Annotated in this window: 13 protein-coding genes and 3 tRNA genes; 12 read left to right on the forward strand and 4 right to left on the reverse strand. The window is 41.5% G+C overall.

Going from position 1 to position 13,904, the window contains the following annotated elements; genetic code table 11:
- Positions 1–186 precede the first annotated feature (186 nt).
- From MSHOH_RS03140 to MSHOH_RS25915, 6 genes are all read left to right on the forward strand, one after another.
- Positions 187–1,428: a proteasome-activating nucleotidase gene (locus MSHOH_RS03140; protein ID WP_048137303.1), complete on the forward strand. Its 1,242-nt coding sequence runs from the start codon at positions 187–189 to the stop codon at positions 1,426–1,428.
- A gap of 213 nt (positions 1,429–1,641) precedes the next feature.
- Positions 1,642–1,716, forward strand: a tRNA-Glu gene (locus MSHOH_RS03145).
- Positions 1,717–2,055: 339 nt separating this feature from the next.
- Positions 2,056–3,003, forward strand: coding sequence for an ADP-ribosylglycohydrolase family protein (locus tag MSHOH_RS03150; protein WP_048137305.1), 948 nt, complete (start codon positions 2,056–2,058; stop codon positions 3,001–3,003).
- Positions 3,004–3,049: 46 nt separating this feature from the next.
- A complete protein-coding gene (locus MSHOH_RS03155; protein ID WP_239451185.1) occupies positions 3,050–3,502 on the forward strand; it encodes a GIY-YIG nuclease family protein in 453 nt (150 codons plus the stop codon).
- A 165-nt stretch (positions 3,503–3,667) separates the two neighbouring features.
- Positions 3,668–5,197, forward strand: coding sequence for an ACT domain-containing protein (locus tag MSHOH_RS03160; RefSeq protein WP_048137307.1), 1,530 nt, complete (start codon positions 3,668–3,670; stop codon positions 5,195–5,197).
- Between the two features lie 414 nt (positions 5,198–5,611).
- Complete coding sequence (locus MSHOH_RS25915) at positions 5,612–5,983, forward strand: phosphatase PAP2 family protein (protein WP_394297763.1); 372 nt, start codon at positions 5,612–5,614, stop codon at positions 5,981–5,983.
- A gap of 447 nt (positions 5,984–6,430) precedes the next feature.
- On the opposite strand, the gene MSHOH_RS03170 is transcribed toward MSHOH_RS25915, so the two are convergent.
- From MSHOH_RS03170 to MSHOH_RS03185, 4 genes are all read right to left on the reverse strand, one after another.
- A complete protein-coding gene (locus MSHOH_RS03170) occupies positions 6,431–6,751 on the reverse strand; it encodes a DUF2795 domain-containing protein (RefSeq protein WP_082089222.1) in 321 nt (106 codons plus the stop codon).
- Positions 6,752–6,952: 201 nt separating this feature from the next.
- Positions 6,953–7,037, reverse strand: a tRNA-Leu gene (locus tag MSHOH_RS03175).
- A gap of 88 nt (positions 7,038–7,125) precedes the next feature.
- Positions 7,126–7,197 (reverse strand) — tRNA-Gly (locus tag MSHOH_RS03180).
- A 14-nt stretch (positions 7,198–7,211) separates the two neighbouring features.
- Complete coding sequence (locus tag MSHOH_RS03185; protein WP_048137310.1) at positions 7,212–7,412, reverse strand: hypothetical protein; 201 nt, start codon at positions 7,410–7,412, stop codon at positions 7,212–7,214.
- Positions 7,413–7,934: 522 nt separating this feature from the next.
- Between MSHOH_RS03185 and MSHOH_RS25920 the strand changes: the two genes are divergently transcribed.
- The 6 genes from MSHOH_RS25920 to MSHOH_RS03210 all read left to right on the forward strand — a co-directional run bounded on the left by MSHOH_RS25920 (position 7,935) and on the right by MSHOH_RS03210 (position 13,904).
- The gene (locus MSHOH_RS25920) at positions 7,935–8,039 is read left to right on the forward strand and encodes a CcmD family protein (protein ID WP_082089223.1); all 105 of its coding nucleotides are present in this window, start codon (positions 7,935–7,937) and stop codon (positions 8,037–8,039) included.
- A gap of 24 nt (positions 8,040–8,063) precedes the next feature.
- The gene (locus MSHOH_RS03190) at positions 8,064–8,444 is read left to right on the forward strand and encodes a cytochrome c maturation protein CcmE domain-containing protein (protein WP_048137312.1); all 381 of its coding nucleotides are present in this window, start codon (positions 8,064–8,066) and stop codon (positions 8,442–8,444) included.
- The gene (locus MSHOH_RS03195; protein ID WP_048137314.1) at positions 8,420–9,307 is read left to right on the forward strand and encodes a geranylfarnesyl diphosphate synthase; all 888 of its coding nucleotides are present in this window, start codon (positions 8,420–8,422) and stop codon (positions 9,305–9,307) included. Before MSHOH_RS03190 ends, MSHOH_RS03195 begins: the two co-directional genes overlap by 25 nt.
- A gap of 133 nt (positions 9,308–9,440) precedes the next feature.
- Positions 9,441–10,622, forward strand: a complete 1,182-nt coding sequence (locus MSHOH_RS03200) for a radical SAM protein (RefSeq protein ID WP_048137316.1) — start codon at positions 9,441–9,443, stop codon at positions 10,620–10,622.
- Between the two features lie 1,013 nt (positions 10,623–11,635).
- Positions 11,636–11,965, forward strand: a complete 330-nt coding sequence (gene ahaH / locus MSHOH_RS03205) for an ATP synthase archaeal subunit H (protein WP_048137318.1) — start codon at positions 11,636–11,638, stop codon at positions 11,963–11,965.
- Positions 11,958–13,904: a V-type ATP synthase subunit I gene (locus MSHOH_RS03210; RefSeq protein WP_204245377.1), complete on the forward strand. Its 1,947-nt coding sequence runs from the start codon at positions 11,958–11,960 to the stop codon at positions 13,902–13,904. The genes ahaH and MSHOH_RS03210 overlap by 8 nt, the downstream gene beginning before the upstream one ends.

Here is a 13,904-nt window from a genome sequence, read left to right on the forward strand (position 1 = left end):
ATCCGCAGGGACCTCTAACCCAACCTGCTACAGACCAGCGAACTGTAAAGTCACTATCTCTTAACAGCATGCTGCAATTCAATCAAATTAATTGAAATAAACTAATATCACACAGGTTTAGAGACCAACTGGCTTGAAACCGATAGAGTTCAAATCAATTTTATTCGATAAAACAGGTGTTTTCAAATGTCAGAAGACAGTGCCGTAAGATCCTCCCTGGAAGATATCAAGTCCAGGGTAGAGTTTCAGCTTGAGTGCGGGGAGATCAGTCCTGAGGATGTGAAATCTCTCTTAACCGAAATAGAAATACTCAAGGTCCAGAACGAAAATATGAAGGCACGGCTCCTTGAAGCCAGCGTAGCCACAGGCAGGCACCTTCAGGAGATTAACAAATTAAAAGCCCATCTGGAACAGCTTACAGAACCTCCGCTTTTCATTGCGACCATTCTTGAGGTAAATGGGGAGATTGCCCTTATCAGGCAGCACGGAAACAACCAGGAAGTCCTCACGCAGATTCCGGAAGAATACCTCGGGAAAATAGAGCCCGGAATGAGAGTTGCTGTAAACGGGGCTTACTCAATAATCTCCATAGTAAGCAGGGCTGCAGATGTGAGAGCTCAGGTCATGGAACTTATCAATTCTCCAGGCGTGGACTACAGCATGATCGGCGGGCTGGATGAGGTGCTTCAGGAAGTCCGTGAGAGTGTGGAACTCCCTCTTACCGAGCCCGAGCTTTTCGAAGACCTTGGAATCGAACCTCCATCCGGTGTTCTGCTTCATGGCGCTCCGGGTACCGGAAAGACCCTTATTGCAAAAGCCATAGCCTCTCAGGCAAAAGCCACCTTTATCAGGATGTCAGGCTCCGACCTCGTCCAGAAGTTTGTTGGAGAAGGCTCAAGGCTTGTCAAGGATATCTTCCAGCTTGCAAGGGATAAGTCTCCAAGTATTCTTTTCATAGACGAAATCGATGCAGTAGGCAGCATGAGGACCTATGACGGGACAAGCGGCTCCGCAGAAGTAAACAGGACAATGCTCCAGCTCCTTGCTGAGATGGATGGTTTTGACCCCAAAGGCAACGTAAAAGTGGTTGCGGCAACCAACAGGATCGACCTTCTTGACCCCGCCCTCCTCAGGCCAGGCAGGTTTGACAGGTCGATTGAAGTTCCACTCCCTGATGATAAGGGCAGGATTGAGATTCTGAAGATTCACACCCGCAAGATGAAACTTGCCGATGATGTGGACTTTGAGAAACTTGCAAAGGTCCTTGCAGGCAGGAGCGGAGCCGACATAAACGTAATTGTCAAAGAAGCCGGTATCTTTGTCCTGCGCAGGCGCGGAAAAGAGATTACCATGGCAGACTTCATGAAAGCCTACGACAAGGTTGTAAACGTACAGGAGCCCACAATTCCGCAGGCTATGTTCGTATAACCTTACTAAAGCTCAAACAGAATCAAAACCGGATATAAACCGAAACAAAAAGAGTTCTTTCGGGCTGAAGGAATATGTTCCTCCTGTCCGCGCTGGGTAAGGCACAGGTCTGCCCGGCAATTTTAATATTTTTTAGATATCAGTCGAAAGGTTTATATTTTATAAATCACTTGAAGGTATGCTGTCTTAGAGGCAGTGCATAATTAGCAGCGTGCTCCGATAGTGTAGCTCGGCCAATCATTCAGGACTCTCACTCCTGCGACTGGGGTTCAAATCCCCATCGGAGCACTTTTCCTTTTTTATACTCTTTTTTGACATCAATTTTATACTCATTTTTTCTAATGTTCTTCCGTTAAAAACATCTTATGTCTTTTTTCTTATAATATAAATGCCTTCTATCCTCATATCTGGATTTTTATAACTATACCACTCTATGCTGTCTGTCTAAGATCATCCCAGCTTTTTAAGCAATTCTTTTACGGGATAAGTGTCCCTTTTAGCAATCAACCTGTATTCCTCTTTCGCCGCTTCCTATTTTCGTTCCAATGTATATCCTGTTTATATTTCCGGGATGAAAGTGTTAATCTAAAAGCAATTAATTACAGAAAAACAAAACAATTGGTAAATATGGACTCCGGAACTATCTATATCGAAAAAAAGCTTCGCGGCTACCTCTTCGGCACAGCCTGTGCCGATGCTCTCGGACGTCCCGTAGAACTCCTGACCCTTGAGCAGATAAAGGAAAAATACGGAGAACAGGGGATTCTTGAAGTTCCATCTGATGCTTTCTGGACCGATGATACCCAGTTAATGCTTGTACTTGCCAGAGGTCTGCTTCGAGGAGCAGAACTCGAACTGCCCGAGCTTATGGATAACATCGCAGAGGAGCTTGTGCTCTGGCTTGACGAGCCTGACCTCGGGGCAGGAGCAACAACAAAAGGTGCAGCACTGAGTCTTAAGGACGGAATACACTGGAGCAATTCCGGACTGGACTCAAAAACGTGCGGGAGCCTTATGCGAGTTGGAATCCTCGGCTTCATCTTCAGTAATGATCCTGAAAAACTGATTAAAGCAGCTTCACTTTCCGGCAGGATTACTCATACTCACCCGACCGCAGATGCCGCATCGATCGCAGGGGCATATGCAGTGAAACTGGCTCTTGACGGGGTAGCCCCCAAAGATATGTTTTTACCTCTTCTCCAGGTAACGGAAGGAATCTCTGAAGAGTTTACGGAAGCTCTCAAAGGCTCTTATGAGCTTGCTTACAGTAACTTGAGTGATGAGGAGGCTATCCCGAAAATCGGGCAGGGCTGGTATGCGGATGAGACTTTTGCTCTTGCTTATTTCTGCATTTTGAGATCTCCTGATAATTATAAAAAAGCAATTCAAACCGCAGTAAACATAACAGGAGACTCGGATTCCGTTGCCAGTGTTGCAGGTGGAATTCTCGGAGCAAGGCTTGGAATTGAAGCAGTGCCTGCTTCTTGGATAGAATCCCTGAAGGAGAAAGAGAAACTGGAAGAAATGGTTAAACCTCTGCTTGAGAAGTATTTTCAGGTTTCAGGGATGAAGTAAGGTCTTAAGAAATCAATAAGGTCTTAAGAAATCGAGGTCTTTGAAAATGAATTTTTTGAGAATGGATTTTTCCGAAAAAGGAGTTTACTGCCTGATATTCGAAAACCGGGATTGTGTAATTGAAGTCGGCAAAAAAGGCCCTTTTTCGTTTTCTGAAGGCTTTCATATCTACACAGGCTCGGCTCTCGGACCAGGAGGCATGAAGAGGGTAAAAAGACATATCGACCTTTCTTTGAAGGGAGACAAGAATCCTAAATGGCATGTCGATTACCTCCACCTGAACTCTTCGTTCAGACTCGCGTGTGCGGTTTGTGCGGGCACTTCTGCCCGGCTTGAGTGCGAACTTGCCCGCAGGCTCGGAGGAGATTCGGTTTCGGGCTTCGGGTGCACGGACTGTACCTGTAGATCACATCTCTTTTACAGAAAAGAGAACCCTCTTTCGGAGATCAAAGGAGTTTTTGAGGCGTTTGGGCTCCGGGCTGTTGTGCTTGAGTGCTAAATTATTGTAGAATGACGTATTAAGTGACGGATTACTAAGTGACGATTGTTGTTTTCTTTAATCCTTCTTTTTTACAGAAACAGGAAAGTTTAAAGTAAGGCAGGATTTTATTTCAATTAGCAGAAAAATCAGAAAAACTGCTTTTATCTGATCAGAGGATGTTTCATGGAACAATTCTCTTTTATCGCCTGTATGCCTGACAAACCCGGAGCCCTCCACAGGGCAGCCGAGATTATTACGCGGTATGAAGGAAACATCAACCGGATCCAGTACTACCGGAGGATAGACAGGAATACCGTCTTTTTTGAGGTGACGGCGGCTCCGCAGGCTTATAAGAAAATCCTTGAGGAACTGGAAAGAATAGGCTATCTCCAGACCTCCCTGCAGCCTGTAGCTTTTCTTAAATTCAATGTCTATCTCCCTAACTGCCCTGGGGCTCTGTTCGATTTTCTGAACCATACCACATCTTCAGGGGCAAATATCACTTTCCTTGACTTTGACGACAGGGGGCAGCACCCTGAAAGGCTTGTTGTAAGCCTGAACGTTGAAAACGCTAACCTTATAGATACTCTTCTGAACCGGCTCAAATCAAAGTACAGGCTTGAGATTGTCGAGTATGACACCACAGGGGAAAAGCTCGATGATACGGTTTTTTACCTGCGTCTTGCTCAGAAATTGAGATATTATCTCGGAAATGCAGAAGATGATTTTTTAATGAAATTTCTGCACGATATCAACCATATTGCTCAGGAGCTCTCAAACCTGCGAAAAGATCCTGTCGAGGTCTTTGAGAACATACTGAAGGTTGGAGATACACTTAACCGAACTTCAGGAGCAGGATTTTATGTCGATATACAGAGGTTCAGGGTAAAAGATAACATTGAACTTTTCTGTTTTCAGCTTCCCTGCGGAGGAAATATTTATCTTTTCGATACTCCTGAAGAAAGGGTCATGATCGACACTGGCTATGGGATATACCAGCCAGATGTTGTCGATATGCTCCAGCATTATGGCCTTGGGAATCTGAATTTACTCAAAAGAATTTATATTACTCACGCAGATGCCGATCACTGTGGGGCTGCAGGCTATTTTTCCGCTCCTTCTTATCTCAGCAGGGAAACCCTGAAAATTACACGGGAAACCAGCAGAGCTTACGGGTCCAGCAATCAGGGATGCATTCTGGAAGAAGTTTATACAAAAATGATTAACCTCTTCTCAAGGTTCACTCCTCCTTCAAACGTAATCCTTTTTCCGGATATTTCTTCCCAGGATAATAAGATTGAGAAAAGAGGAGCTTTTCCGGTTATTTCCCGTTTCAGGATAGGAGAGCTTGAATTTGAGACTCTTCAGGGCCTGGGAGGGCATATGCATGGGGAGGTCTTCTACCTCTGTCCTGAAGAAGGTCTGTTTTTCCCTCAGGACGCCGTTATTAACTTCAGGAGTTTGAGCCCTGAGAGGACTGAGTACAATATCCTGGCTGATTACCTCATGACCTCGGTTAATGTGGATAGCAGCCTTGCAAAAGAAGAGCGGAACGCTCTCCTTTCTCTTATAATGGAACTCGACTCCGAACTTGTAGAAAAAGGGAGGAAATGCCTTGTCTGTTGCGGGCATGGTTCGGTATCGGTAATGGAAAATGGAAAACTTGTTGAGTGTTCCAGCTCAGAGAGATATCTTGCAAGAAAATCTCTGTAAAAGGAAATACAGGTCCCATAAGAGAAGCTAAGACACTCGGGTTAAAAACATTATAAAGTCAATAAAATAATTTAATCTGAAGACAATCTAATTAATTAAAGATAAAGACAATATAATTGATTAAAGATAATTTGTGAGATAATTGGCTTTAGCCGGTATCAGGTAGAGCCAAGGGTATAAGGTAAAGATATCAGGTAAAGCCAAGAAGTGATTTACTTGTCAATGGTTTCTCAGTTCGATTATTATGTTTTGACGCTACTGAACTCTTTTTCCTTTCTGGACCCTTTTATGCTGTTTGTAAGTCTCCAATTCGATTATTTTCTTTTCCTTATCCTTGCTGCTCTCTATTATTTCAGAGGCAGGCAGGAGACAATACTTTTTCTTGTGTTACTTGTGTTTTCCTGGGCTGTAGCAATGTCTCTTAAACCTGTTTTTGCAGTCCCCAGGCCTGAAGCTGTTCGGTTTGTGACCTGTACAACAGGATACTCGATGCCAAGCGGACATTCTCTTATGTCCTTTGCTTTGGCCGTGTTTTTGTATCCAAGGGCAGGAAAATTTAAAATTTTAGTCTGGATTTTTGCTGTAACGGTAAGCTTGAGCCGAATATTTATAGGAGTCCATTTCCCTTCGGATGTGATTGCAGGCGCATTTCTGGGCTGCATAATTGGATTTTTCTGGCTGTATATAGAAAAAATATTGGTAAAATTCGGATTTTTAGGAGATACTTTAGAATCCAAAGAGGAAAGCAAAGACGAGGTTTTTGATCAACCCCTCCAACAGCCCTGATCCGATGACCTGAATAATGATCTGGATAAATGTCTGACAGGATCCGGAGTAAATGGAAATCAAATCCATTAAAAGTTTAACAAGACTTTCCGGATTAATTCCAAATTAATCGGGTTAGGTAGAAATTAGAAATATGTAAATTAAAATCTAGCAGAATTTAAGTTAAAAACTCATTAAGTTAAAACTCATAAATACGAAATTAAAAAAGCTGCAAGATTTATAGGCTTTTGTTTTAAGTTGATTAGGGGTAAATCCGATCATTTTTTGTTCTTGAGTTTAAGCGTCATTAATTAAAACGTTGATACTTCTCATGCTGAACATTCATTATGTTCAGGTTTAACTCTCTAAGAAACTGACGCATTCAGGTTTAACGAATTGAAACTTAACAGGCTGGCACTTGATATACTGACAGTTCTTGGGCCGGCGGCTCATAAGAGGATTAAGGACTTATTTTCCCCCTCTTCCTCCGAAAGACTGGCTGCTTCCTCCAGTCGATGCGCCACCTCCTCCTGATCCGCCAGTACCGGTTCCACCGAAACCCTGGCTTTTTCCTCCCACACCCTGACCGCCAGCTGTTTGACTGGCTGTTTCCATTGCCCTCATAACAGAATCAGCCGATTCATATTCCCGGTCAGGAATCATCTGCAAATCTTCAATCACATCACTGGAAGCATTCTGCTTTCTAGCATGCTCCACAATCTGTTCTTTTCTCATTGGAAACTGCATGCCCCTGAATATTTCCTGCATAGAACTCGAACTTGCTCTCATACCTTTTCACCTTCCCCATGTTTTGATGGATTTACCCCCATTTAAACAATTATATTAATCGTATAAATAAATACTTAATTATATAATTTATAGGTGCTCCTTCCGATCTTGAAAATTCTCTTCTAATCGAGATTATTTTCAAACAAATATTTGCAAAAAAGCAGGTAAGAAAGTTTGAGATAAGCATCCTGCAAAAAGAAATGCGAGGGGTGCGATTCGAACGCACGAATTCCTACGAAAATGGGTCCTAAGCCCATCGCCTTTGACCTGGCTGGGCAACCCTCGCACGAATGTTGCCTTTGTTTGATGATGTTGTCTTTATTTGATAATAAAATGAGAGAAAAGAAAATTTAAGACTATTTGAAAAAGTTAAATGCGCCGACCGGGATTCGAACCCGGGTTTTGGGCTTGGAAGGCCCAAGTCATAGCCGCTAGACCATCAACGCAAACTGCAACACATCTAGAGGTATTTGTTAGATATAATGTTTTCGCTTGACATCACATCTTTTCTTATATATTTCTGTGTTATTGCGGATCTATCCTTTTTCTTTACTACAGTTTCTCCGGCTTTTATGATCTCTTCACGTTTAGGTTTTGAAATATTGTTTTTCTTAGCATTCATGGTTCCGGTTAATAATATCTGGTTGATAAACTGAATCATGAGAAAAAACTTGCAGAATACCATTGTTATTGTATATTTGAATTTTATACATGCAGTTTTATTTTATTGTCAACCAGATCTGCCGCAAAGATAAGACTATTAATATGAGTACTATAGAGTAAATTCAAATAAATATATCTTTAACTATATAATATATTTTATCTCTGTTAAAGTAAGTTTTTTGGTTAAACCCTCCTTTTTTTGCTACAATTTGAAAGAAAAAAGCTTAAATTTGATGTGTCTACTTTGCAAAAATCCTAATTTATAAATATGCAAGTATACTATTTTTACTGTAAAAACAAAATTCTTCTCTTCAGAGAAAAATCAACATTATTATTTTAAATGTTAAAGATAAATATCTGATTTCCCCTGTTTTTATCCCTGAAATCTTATTTCTCTGATAAGGAATATATACTCTTATATAGGGCTAGGCATAAGTTCTCAAAACCTGCTTTCTTCTCTTACGCCGCCCTGGCTCCAAAACCGAGTTGAAGAAACCGACAGTACAAAGACGTGATATAAATGGACCCCTTCATTCTGGCGTTTGCAATAAGCTGGATACTTATATTTGCGTACCTCCTTTCACTACTCAAGACATATGCAGAGTTCAACAAAAGGTTAATGTAATGATCGAGTTATACGGGGCTTAGAATGAATAAAAAAAAGAAATCATTGCTTGCAGTTGCTTTTATTGCTGGCGTGTTCCTTGTAGGATTATACGGAGTCGACTCTTCTAATGGGTACATTACGGTATCCGAGCTTCTCTCTGATCCTCAGGACTATGCTGGCGAGAATATAAATGCCGTGGGAATCTTAGAAGCTGGAAGTCTTGAAAAGGCTCCCGGAATAACATCATTTGAACTGAAAGACGAAAATGATGAAAACCTTAAGATACATGTGAATTATGTAGGAGACCTTCCTTTCAACCATGCCGAAGGAAAACAGGTGACCGTCAGCGGAACAATGGTTTCCGAATCCACGCTTGAGGCAAATAAGATAGTTACAGGATGCCCGTCAAAGTACACGGAGTAATGTTGATGAATATTGAAGAATGGGAAGAATACAGATATGTAGAAGCCGGAATTAAGGACTCGGTTGCCCTGATCGAAGACTCCGGCTTAAAAAAAATGGTTGAGCATGTCTGTCATTCCGGAGGAAAAAGAATTCGACCAATTATCCTCCTTCTGGTCAGTGAGATCTGTTCAGGTTCATATTCCCGTAGCCTTAATGCAGCTCTTGCTGTTGAAATGATGCATTCGGCTTCCTTAATTCATGATGATCTGCTAGATCAGGGACTTGTCCGGAGGAACCTGCCTTCTGCTCCCGAAAAGTTCGGGCCTTCCAGAGCTCTGCTCTGTGGAGACTATCTTATTGCAAAATCAATTGCATTCATTTCTCCTTATGGGGAGAAGGTGATCCGGGATTTCGGAAAAGCAGGAATGGATATGGCGGAAGGGGAAGTCCTTGACCTGAAGCTTGATGACGATAGCTTCGGAGAAAACGAATACTTTAAATGCATCTATAAAAAAACAGCTTCTCTATTCGCAATCAGTGCATCCATTGGGGCTTATACGGGCGGGGCTGATGAAGCACTTGCCGAGCGTTTTAGCTTTTTCGGGAATGCCCTTGGAACCGCATACCAGATTGTTGACGATATTCTTGAGTTTCTTGAGGTAGTTGAGGGTAAAGAGTCTAAATTCACATCTGAAACCCTGCCGCACATCTACATGAAAAGCATGTCAAAGGAAGAAGCCTTAAAGAAGTCCATGGATTGTGTAAAGCTGCACGTTAGTGCCGCAAAAGAAACCCTCGGGACTTTCAGGGCATGCCCGGCAAGAGACAAGCTTTTCCAGATTACCGATTATATAACCGTTGACATGCTTGAGAATCTTTGAAGATCTTCACCTTTCCTGAAAAATGAATTGATTCTGTTTAATTCCCGTGTATATAATGTCAAAATGATACTGTTCAATCTTACCAAAACCCTGGCAATCTCAGCTTTTGCCACTAACTTTATCAGGTGTATCCATGCGAGTATATGATAGTCCGGTGATTAAGGTAAACGCCAGCACGGAAAATGAAAAGATGGTGCTCGATGCAGAAGGCCCTCTTTCCCATCTTGCAAAGCCCTTTCTAAAACGTATAAACAACATCTTTGCTGAAGAAAAACCCATTTCAATAAGCGAAAACGAGATTATATTTTCTACCTGGATCCCCCCTATCCCTGGTCCTGTTTTCAGCCGGGTCATTAGTGCTGAAATTGCAGCCATAAGGAAAAAACATGTTCCTGATCAATTTTCAATAGGGATTACCGCCCGCTGTCCAAACAGGTGTATTCACTGCGGAGCAGCCGACATAAAACCTGAAAAGGAGCTGACCCTTGATGAGATTTGCAATGCTGTGGATCAGAGCCTTGATCTTGGCACCTATCTTGTTTCCTTTGACGGTGGAGAAACAATGCTCAGAAACGATCTCGTTGAGATGGTCTCAAGGGTAGACAAAACAAAAGCAATTGCCACATGCTTTACCTCTGGCTTCAAGCTCTCAGAAGAACGAGCAGGAGCCCTAAAAGCTGCAGGCCTGTACGCTGCAAGGATCAGTCTGGATAGTCCCTTTGAAGCTGAACATGACCGTATCAGGGGTCGGAGCGGCGCATACAGAGATGCGGTTGAAGGAATTAAAAACGCAGGCGCTGCCGGAATTCTTACTGACATGTTTGTGGTCGTTTCTCCGCATAATATTGATGATCTTGAAGAGTTCTATTCCCTTGCAGTCGATCTTGAAATGAAGGAGATGTCAATCTATGAGATCATTGCAGTAGGGCGCTGGCTTGACCACGAGGATGAGGTAATAAGCGAGAAGGATGTATCCAGGCTTCAGACCTTCCAGAAAGCCATGAACAGCAAACCTGAAGGTCCGAGGGTTACAGCTTTTCCCTATTTCATGGGTCCTGAGCTTTTCGGCTGCTTTGCTGGCAGGCGCTGGATGCATGTTGCTTCTGACGGAGAGGTTATGCCCTGCGCATACACTCCACTCTCTTTTGGCAATATATGTGAAGAGCCTCTGGAAGTTATATGGAAACGCATGGGAAAACATAACGCTTACAAAAAAGATGATGCAGCCTATTGTATGATGCGAAATCCTGAGTTCCGGAGAAAGTACATACATACAATCCCTAAAGGAGCAAGAATTCCTTACAGAATTAAATAATACCCTTAAGTGTTTTTAAAAGGAACTTTTTCTTACTAATTTTTTCTTACTAATTTTTTCTTACTAATTTTTTCTTACTCAGCTTTTCTTTTTTCCTTTTCTTTTTACATATCCTTTTTTTACATGTCCTTTTTATCCTGATTTTTTACCTTTGCATTTTTCCCTGCCTTTTTCTTCCTAAGTATTTTCCCCTATTTTTGAAGAATTGGATGGGATTTTTAAGTTAATATTTTTTCATTTTCTTTCTAAATTTGTATCTGATATTAAATCCTTTATTTGAGCTTTTTTCCCGAAAAAGTTCTTTTAATTTATCGAATTTTCAGGAATACTTTTTATTTAGGAAATTATCCAGCATAATCTGAATTGAAAAACCTATTTAAAAAAAGATGTAAATCTTTCTAAGATAATATATACATTTTCCGGAAAATATGTCTACATTCTTTGGTTAAACATCATACATTTAATATTATTGTAATATTCTTTACTTTTCATAAATTTATTTTTCTCTTTTTTAACTTGGCTTTAAATTCTTGTCTCCGGTGGATTAGTGCTGTTTGTGTTTTAAGGCTGAGCATGGTTGTATAATATATTTTACAAAGTTTTACCTTAAACACGTAAATCTCATATTTATTTTAGGATTAACCTTGGATCATCTATTAAAACCTTAATTCAAAAAAGCTGTTTTTCACGATTCCGCTCTTCTTTTGTGCAGGTAATTCCGGTATTTTTTGTCAATTAATTATATTCTACTGTTTCTATTTAATTATTTTTTACTGTTATATTTAATCTTTTGGATTTTAACCATATATTTTGTTATTTATATTTTTAAAATTCTTAAAAATTTCCTTCAAATTCGATATATAATGATTTATCATTATAGTTATCCTCCTCTTCTTCGACAAAACCGAAGCTGTTATATAGTTCTTTCGCGAAGGATTTGTTAACTACCTCCATTGGAGTAGGGATTTTTAATTATTAATTTATATATTAAATTTTGAGAGACGGAGATTCACATGGCTAAAAATGAAATCTTATCCGAAATAAAAAAAGCGGAAGAGAGTGCTAAATCAATGGTTGATGAAGCCGTTGATTCCAAAAACAAGCGCATCTCCGATGCTCGGGCCGAATCCAGGGAAATCCTGAGACAGGCCGAAATTGATGCACATAAAGCTGCACAAGACTCTTTTAAAGTAGGTGAAGAAAAGATCCTGGAGGAAAGAGATAAGATCGTCAACGATGGTGAAAAAAACGCATTAGCCATGTCCCAAAAAGCTCAAGCTAATATCGACAAATCCGTCAATTACCTTGTACAGGAGTTTGAGAGGGCGGTCCTTAATGAGTAGACCTAAAGAGATGACAAGGGCCGTTATTGTCGGGCATAAAAGCATTCTAAAAGAAACCATCGATTCATTGCATGATACAAATCTCTTTCATGTTGAAGATTTTGTCGAAGACGAGTCTGGTTTTAAGATCAGCAAGCCATTGAAAAACGCAGAAGAAGTCTCGAAAAAGCTTGTGAAGATCCGTTCTATCGCCAATTATTTGGGGATTGTAAAAAAAGAACCGGTAGTTCAGAAAACTGACTCTGTTCTGCGCGACCTTGATTCGAAGCTGAATGAACTGGATAGGGCAATTGCAACTAAAACAGAATCGATTGCCCAGCTCGAGAACGAGCTGAAAGACCTGGATTCCCAGAAAAGGGAACTCCTGCCTTACCTGTCCATCAATCTCGACTTCGATGACTACCGCGGCTACGAAAGCCTTAAGGTTTTCGCAGGTATGGTAAAAGGGAACCTGGATGGGAGTCAGATTTCAAGCATCACCAAAGCTTACGAGTTGTACTTTGACCCTCAATCAAAAACAACTGTACTGTTTGTAGCTAAAAGCGATGCCGACAAAGTCTACGAATTACTTCAGGGTCTTGGATTCAGAGAACTCAGAGTTCCGGAAAGAGGTGGTGTCCCAAGCGAGCTGTTAAGATTTATCGAACAGAAAGAAGCCGAAGTCACCAGAAAGATCGAGTCCTTAAGAAATGAAATCGAATCCTTGAAAACCAAGTATGCCGACTTCATCCTTGCCAGTGACGAGATCTTGACCATCGAGAGTCAGAAGGCAGAACTGCCTTTAAGAATAGCTACATCTGCAAATGCATTCATAATCGAAGGCTGGACTCCAACCGAGGATTATGACAAAGTTGTCAGTGCTGTCAACAGTGCCACCAACGGCAAGGCATACGTCACAAGTCTTGAAGTTGAAGAAGAGGAAGAGGAACACGTCCCTGTTGAGTACAACAACTCAAAAATCGCAGCGCCGATGCAGCAGATCATGGACCTTTACTCCAGGCCCAAGTATACCGAACTTGATCCATCCTCAGTGATCTTAATTACTTTCCCACTGATGTATGGGCTGATTCTCGGAGACATCGGATATGCACTGATACTGGGAGCAATTGCGCTGGCTGTCAAAAAAGCAATGAAGTCAGACGCGGTGGGCGCTCTCATGAATATTCTGATCTATTGTCAGATATCAACATTTATATTCGGAATTATTTATGGCGAGTTCTTAGGATTCTCTCTTGCGAGTTTGCATACGGAGCATGGATCGGTTCCAGGCCTGATTCCGGGCTGGGAAACTATTGTTCTGTTTGAAGGGCTCGGCGGCGAGGAATTTACATTCCCGATTCACAGAACTCACATGGTAATGACTATGATTGCAGTAACTGTCCTTATAGGACTGCTTCAACTGAATCTCGGGTTCCTGCTCGGATTTGCAAACATCTCCAGGCACCACGGAATGAAACATGCGGTTCTTGAAAAAGGCAGTTGGCTTGTTATTGAACTCGGTGTACTTCTTGCAGCCATCGGCTACCTTAACGGCACAGGACTGGCTTATGTCGGTGCTGTAATTCTTGTTCTCGGAATTGTGATGCTCACCATGGGTGAAGGTATTAAAGGTCCGATTGAATTGCCATCTCTTATGGGTAATGCTTTATCGTATGCCCGTATTATCGCAGTTGGTCTGTCTTCGATTTACATCGCTTCAACGGTCAATGATATTGCTTTTGAAATGATCTGGGCTGATCACTCCAAGATTGGTTTCGTAGCAATAGCTGCAATACTTGTGTTTATACTCGGACATGCACTTAATACTGTCTTGAGTATCATCGCTCCCGGGCTGCACGCACTCAGGTTGCAGTATGTAGAATTCTTCGGAAAATTCTACGAAGGCGGGGGCAGAAAATACAACCCATTCGGATACATAAGAAAATACACGGAGGAATAA

This window comes from Methanosarcina horonobensis HB-1 = JCM 15518 (assembly GCF_000970285.1).
Classification (GTDB): Archaea; Halobacteriota; Methanosarcinia; order Methanosarcinales; family Methanosarcinaceae; genus Methanosarcina; species Methanosarcina horonobensis.